Source organism: Candidatus Coatesbacteria bacterium, assembly GCA_014728225.1.
Lineage (GTDB): Bacteria > RBG-13-66-14 > RBG-13-66-14 > RBG-13-66-14 > RBG-13-66-14 > WJLX01.
On record WJLX01000178.1, the window covers coordinates 1 to 6,168 of the forward strand.

General features: G+C 61.1%; 6 protein-coding genes. All 6 read left to right on the forward strand.

The features are described from left to right. Nucleotides 1–234: 234 nt before the first annotated feature. Nucleotides 235–648 (forward strand): hypothetical protein, encoded by a 414-nt coding sequence (locus GF399_12750; protein ID MBD3401183.1) that lies wholly within the window; start codon nt 235–237, stop codon nt 646–648. A 123-nt stretch (nt 649–771) separates the two neighbouring features. Further along, nucleotides 772–1,395 (forward strand): MotA/TolQ/ExbB proton channel family protein, encoded by a 624-nt coding sequence (locus GF399_12755; GenBank protein ID MBD3401184.1) that lies wholly within the window; start codon nt 772–774, stop codon nt 1,393–1,395. 3 nt (nt 1,396–1,398) lie between these two features. After that, a complete protein-coding gene (locus tag GF399_12760) occupies nt 1,399–1,986 on the forward strand; it encodes a hypothetical protein (GenBank protein ID MBD3401185.1) in 588 nt (195 codons plus the stop codon). Between the two features lie 23 nt (nt 1,987–2,009). Next, a complete protein-coding gene (locus GF399_12765; protein ID MBD3401186.1) occupies nt 2,010–2,519 on the forward strand; it encodes a hypothetical protein in 510 nt (169 codons plus the stop codon). A 27-nt stretch (nt 2,520–2,546) separates the two neighbouring features. Then, the gene (locus GF399_12770; GenBank protein MBD3401187.1) at nt 2,547–3,875 is read left to right on the forward strand and encodes a hypothetical protein; all 1,329 of its coding nucleotides are present in this window, start codon (nt 2,547–2,549) and stop codon (nt 3,873–3,875) included. A gap of 602 nt (nt 3,876–4,477) precedes the next feature. After that, entirely contained in the window at nt 4,478–5,659 is a 1,182-nt protein-coding gene (locus GF399_12775) for an AgmX/PglI C-terminal domain-containing protein (protein MBD3401188.1), read from the forward strand. Nucleotides 5,660–6,168: the final 509 nt, after the last annotated feature.

Here is a 6,168-nt window from a genome sequence, read left to right on the forward strand (position 1 = left end):
AAGCCGCCGACACCGGTGCCTGACGGCGGTCGGCGCAAGACGACCGAAGATCTGCGGCGGCAAGGGCGGCTCCCGGCGCCGACTCCGGCGCCCACCGGCAGCCAATCGGCATTTCGTCATCCAAGCGCCCGGCGCTGAAACGCTCGTCCGAATCGAGCCACAAACCGCCAATAATCCGACTCAACCCATCCATCAAACGATCCCCCGCCCCATCTTACGAGGATAACGGCAGCCATGCACAAACGCCTTCTCATCCTGCTGTTGATACTGGTGGGTTGCGTCCTGGCCCAGGACGACGAGTTCGTCGAGATCACCGATATCGACATCACCGCTCGGCCGCCGGTGCCCCAGGCCATCAGCTTCCTCTACCGCACCGAGCCGGAATTCGAGACGGTGATGCTGCGCCAGACCTACGAGAGCCAGATCCTCAACCCCATCGACAAAGAGGAGTTTGAGGGTGGAATGGAGTTCGGCACGGGAACGATCAAGAATCCGGCCATCTGGCTCTCCACGGGAGCCGGGATCGCCGCCGGCCTGACCGCCGGCTACATGGACGCCAACGGCGAGACCGCCAACGCCAACTGGCTGGTCGGTTCGGCCGGAGTGGCCCTGATCACCGCCACCGTCCTGATGCTGATCGAGCGCTGACCCACCGCAGTACCCTCGCTTTTCCAGCTTCAACCACACCCCGTCTCGGTCCTCGTGGCCGGGACACCCGCAGTGCATCAACCCCCCCCGGGCGGCAGTGCCGTCCGCACCCGAAAGGAGCGCATGGATAAATTATTCACCATGTTCGACAAGGGCGGTGAGTTTATGTACATCATTCTCGCCGTGCTGGTCTTCAGCATCGCCATCATGCTGGAGCGAGTCTACTTCGTGATCTTCAAGAGTTCGTTGAACACGAAGACCTTTATCGCGGAACTGGAGAAACTGATCCAGAGCCGCAACATGGAGCGGGCGATCGCGCTGTGCAACACCTCTAATTCGGCGCTGGCCCGCGTTCTTCGGGAGGTGGTCAAAAACCATTCCGGCAGTCAACGAGACATGCAGGTAGCGGCCGACGCTAAAACCCTCGAGGTCATTCCCGAGCTCGAGAAGCGGACCAGCTACCTGGATATGTTCTCCCAGATCGCGACCCTGCTGGGTCTGTTGGGTACGATCGCCGGGCTGATGGACGCCTTCGAGTCTCTCAAGGTCGCCGCGCCCGACGAAGCCGCCAGCAAACTGGCCGACGGTATCAGCCAGGCCATGCTGACCACCATGTTCGGTCTGACCGTGGCCGTGCCGACCATCGTCGTGGCCTCGATCATCAAGAACAAGACCGAGCGGATCATCAGCGACATCGACCAGTACTCGGTCAAGATCAGCAATCTCATCACGGCTACGAAGGGGTAGGCGATGGCTTTCGCACCCAGTGCAGCACGACGAGGCGGCAAGGACAAGGGCGCCTCGAGCGAGGACCATCTGATCCCGGTGATGAACCTGATGATTATCCTGATCCCCTTCCTGCTCCAAGCCGCGGTCTTCGTCACCACGGTGGCCATTCAGGTGACCCTGCCGCCTCAAGCGGCCGGCGGAGGCAGCGGAGCGGGAGCCGGAAGCCAGCAGAAGATCCTCATGGTCGGGATGAGCGCCCAGAACGGGTTCCTGGTCACCAACGATCGGGGCACCCTGCCCTGGATCGGACTGACACCCGACGGCGATTACGACTACGAGGAACTGCGCCGGGTTCTCCGGGACAAGGTCAAGACAATGGATGTCTACAAGGACCATGACGAGGTCATCCTCGCCATCCAGGACACCATCCCCTTCACCGCGGTCATCGACCTGATGGACGCCGTGCGGGGCAACCTGGTCAAGGTAGAGATCAAAACCGAAGAAGACGCCGCCAAATACGGGGTCGACCTCAAGCCCGGACAGGTACAGAACGTCTGGGTGGCCGAGCTATTCCCCAACATCATTTTCGGCGGCGCGGCACCCCAGTAACCGAACACGAAAGGAGGTGAGACATGCCCGGTGCCTGGGCACCGTCCAAGCTTCACAAACGCGAGAAGGAAAAGGCGGAACTCAAGATCACCTCGATGATGGACATGATGACCATTATCCTGGTCTTCCTGCTCAAAACCTTCTCCACCCAGGGCGACATCTCCAGTACCCAAGCCGCCCTGACCCTGCCCGAATCCGACGCCCGCAACCAGGCCGGCGTAGTGGACCGCCTGGCCGTGGGTGAAAACCATATCTTCTTCCTGGACAAGGAGGTGATGAACACCCAGGAAGCCCTGGCCGGCAATGACGTAACCATCCAGAAGCTCCTGTCCCCCTTGGAAGCACGGGTCAAGGAGATCGAAGAGATGCAGCGCATGGCCAACCGCGAGGATGACGAAGCCTACAAGGTCCTGATCCTCGCCGACCGAACCCACTACTACAGTCTGATCAAACGTGTCGTAGCAACGGCGGCCCGTGCTGGATACCTCAACATCACGGTCGCCGCCACCCAGGTCCAACCCAAGTTCGAATGATCAACACTCCCCACAAAGGAGCCAGCCATGAGTAACGGACCCAACGAGGTCCTCGGCCTGGTCGTCTCACGCGGGGACCGTATCATCAAACGCCTGGTGCCGGAGAACGACACCATCACCGTCGGACAGGCGCCGGACTGCGACGTAGTCCTGCAGCACGATCCGTCGGCTCCGATGAAGCACCAACTGGCCGTCAAGCGCGGCGATGAGTACGAGTTCAGCATCGACGAAGAAATGAGCGGTAAGATCCACGTCGGTGACTCGACCATCTCACTGCGTGATCTGCGGGTTTGCGGTTTCCTGCCCCGCAGTAAACACGGCTATGTCTTCCGCGCCAACAGGCATAAGAAAGGCCAAATCAAGGTCTCCGATATCACGATCCACTTCGGGTATTTCAAGCCAAGCCCGAAGCAGGTCGCCGGAGAGCCCAAACTGGCCGATGCGGTTACCTCGGGCCTCTATCTGGAACAGGATCAGAAGGTCTTTCTGGGTTTTCTGGGGTTCTCCTTCATACTCGGAGGCTTGTTTATCCTGGGTACTGAACTGGCCGAACCCCCGACCATCGAGGAACTACTAGCTGAACAGTACGACGTCGAAGACGTCGAGATAGAAGTACCGACCGATGTCGTCGCCGAAGGCGGCGATAGCGGTGAAGAAGAAGTCGCCGAAGTAGTCGCCAACACCACCTCCGAAGGTGCGGGGACCGGTGGCAGCGGCGGCGGCGGCGGTGCCGACGCGGCCAGCCAGGGCGCAGCCATGGGCTCGGGCGCTGCGGACTTCATGCTCCAAGCCATCACCTCCAACATCGTCGCCGCAGGCGGCGGTATGACCGGGATTACCAGCGGCCAGGGCTCGGGTCTGTTCGAGTCCGGCGGCACCGTCTCTGTTGCAGGCGGTGGTGCGGGCGCCGGTGGTACCGGTGGTGACGCGGCGGCCGGATTCGGTTCCGGTGGCACGGGCACAGCGGGTATCGAAGGCACCGGCGGAATGGGCAGTTCCGATCTGCCCCAAACCGTCTACGCCGCACCCGTCGTCGTATCGCCGCAGATCGATCAGGGCGGCTCGACGGCCTCCAGCGAGGGCGTCAGCAAGGTCGCCAGCTTCTTCGCCTCGCGCGCCGGTACGATCAAACGCATCTACCAGAGCTACCTGGGCGACAACCCCGGCCTGTCCGGGCGCATCGTCCTCAACGTAACAGTAAACAACGGGGCCATTTCGGCGAGCGTTGCCAGTAACTCCACCGGCAGCGGCGCCCTGGCCAATGAGATCGTCGGTACGGTTAACAGTTGGTCCGTGTTCGGGGTCGACGGGGTCGTAAAGTTGAAAGTCCCGTTCAACCTCGAGCCGCAATCCTAACCCGCGGAACCACGGTTCCGAAACGGGGTGATTGCGGCGGGTTCCGCCCAGCGCGGAACGCACGGGTCGTCAAGACCCGCGGACTAATACCCCGTATCGGGAGATCTCAACACCGGAGGGTCGCAATCGCGGCCCTCCTTCTCATCCCGCCCGGCCCGGAGACCTTTTCTACTCGAAACCGTACGACACTTCTATTCACCGGCGGCGGAACCGGCACGGTTTTTGCGGAGGCGAACCGTTACCAGCGTTATTAACGGTCGCCGAGATGCAAAAACCGTGCCGGTTCCGCCGCCGCAGGTGGTTGATCGATGCGCGGATTCACCTTACGGGCCAAGGTCTCCGGGCCTTCAGGCAAGCCACCCCGCCCTGGTCTGCTTGTATTGCTGTGCTGGTCGGTCCTTTTGGCCGGGAGTCCCCCGTTTCACGCGACCTTTTACTTGACCACTCAGGACTGCTGGGCTAAACTATTACTTGGTTTAGGCTTGAATAGCTCTTTGTGCGGCCGGTGCAGTCGATTGCTCCAACTGGCTTGGCTCCAGGTGGGTGATACTGATAGCACCGGTGCGCCAGGGATCCGCGAAAGTTAACCGGTGAAGGTTGCGATGGTCGCAGACGAGAAAAAGAACCTGTTCCTCAAAATCGACGGCAAGCAGTACGGACCTGTCTCCGTGGAGACTGTCAAGCGCTGGATCGAGGAGAATCGTTTTGGCGCCAACGACTACCTGCGCAAGGTCGATCAGAACGTCTGGGTGCAGGCCAAGAACGTCAAGCACTTGAACATGATGTTCCACAAGACGCGCAAGGTGGACCGCACCCGCGTCTTCGGCGACTGGATCGAGGGGGTCAACACCGGTGCACTGACCGCGTTGACCTACGAGGGTCAGAAGGCTGAGCGTGAGCGCATTCAGGCTGAGCAGGAGGCCCTCGAGCAGCAGCGCCGGGAGCTGGAGGAGCGGGCCAAGCTGGTCGAGATGTCCAAGGAGGAGGCGGCGGCCCTGGACAAGCGCCGCGCGGAGTTGGCGGACGCGGAGCGTCGTCTGCAGGCTGAGAGCGACGAGATCCAGCGGATGGAGACCCAGGTCAAGAAGCGTCGTCGCAAACAGACCATTCTGGTGACCCTGATCATCGCCGTCGTCGTGGCCGTGGGCATCTGGCTGGTCATCGACCTGACCGGCGCCCGCCGGGATCTCGAGGAGCAAATCGCCCAGATCGACGAGCGCTTGGGCGAGATCGATAAGCGGTTGGCGGCCATCGACGATCAGATCTCCCAGGCCCGGGCCGCCGGCGACACGGCCCTGGTCGCCGAGCTCGAGGAGCAGCGCGCCGCCCTGCAGGAGGAGCGCGTCGTACTCGAGGAGGAACTGGCCGAGGTCACCGAGGAACGCCACGCCGACGAGCCCGAGGTCGAGGAAACGGAGGTTGAACCCGAGGGCCGTACCGGACGGATCGCCGTGGCTGGGGACATCCAGATCACCGGCGCCGGCGCCGGGCACAGCGACCGTTCGAAGACCACCGTGGCCGCCTACGTCAACAGCGCCCTGTCTTCGGCCCGCGGCGAATACAACGAGCTGCTCAAAACCGATCCCAACGCCGCCGGTTCGGTAACGCTGATCTTCACCATCAATCCCGATGGTTCGGTTTCCGGAGCCACGGGCTCCAACAACAACCTGCCGGCGGGCAACCTGTTCGGCGCGATGATCCGCTCCTTGCAGGGGATGCGTTTCCAGCCCATCGAGGACGGGAGTGTCAAGGTCAGCTATCCGGTTTCGCTGAGTCCGAATTAGTCTTTGCCGCCAGTCGCGTGTCTTAAAGGACGGTCGCGGGACCGTCCTTTTTTCGAGCTCCCGCACGTTTTGGATCGTTCTACTGTATGTGGATAACACCGCCTCAATTGTACGGGAAACTGACTATCCAGACACAGAGCATTTATCGCGTTGACAGCTTTTGCGCCGGGTGATTGATGGTTCTAATTGTTTGACATCGATAGGTAGAGGATCAGCGACACATTGAGCAGGATATCAGCGTCCCACAGTGGATCGAACAGCGCCGGACGACCGCCGGCATTTCCGCCACGCAGAGAGAAAGACTATTGGCATCCCACACACTCCCGGACCATTCCGCCGGGAGGGGATACCGCTGTTTCAAATCACAAAGGGATTATCACCTAATTATGAACAAGCGTGAAGTATGCTCCTGAGGTAGTTTAGCGCGTTTTCGTCGTCGCGATGGTTGAATCTGAACTCCATCTCCCTGATAAACAGCCTGAAGTTGTGCTTGAAACCGCCGTGGTCGG

Bases quoted from the DNA above. Each gene is read 5' to 3' on its own strand.
- GF399_12750 (MBD3401183.1), top strand. From the start codon at position 235: ATGCACAAACGCCTTCTCATCCTGCTGTTGATACTGGTGGGTTGCGTC.
- GF399_12765 (MBD3401186.1), top strand. From the start codon at position 2,010: ATGCCCGGTGCCTGGGCACCGTCCAAGCTTCACAAACGCGAGAAGGAA.
- GF399_12760 (MBD3401185.1), top strand. From the start codon at position 1,399: ATGGCTTTCGCACCCAGTGCAGCACGACGAGGCGGCAAGGACAAGGGC.
- GF399_12755 (MBD3401184.1), top strand. From the start codon at position 772: ATGGATAAATTATTCACCATGTTCGACAAGGGCGGTGAGTTTATGTAC.
- GF399_12770 (MBD3401187.1), top strand. From the start codon at position 2,547: ATGAGTAACGGACCCAACGAGGTCCTCGGCCTGGTCGTCTCACGCGGG.
- GF399_12775 (MBD3401188.1), top strand. From the start codon at position 4,478: ATGGTCGCAGACGAGAAAAAGAACCTGTTCCTCAAAATCGACGGCAAG.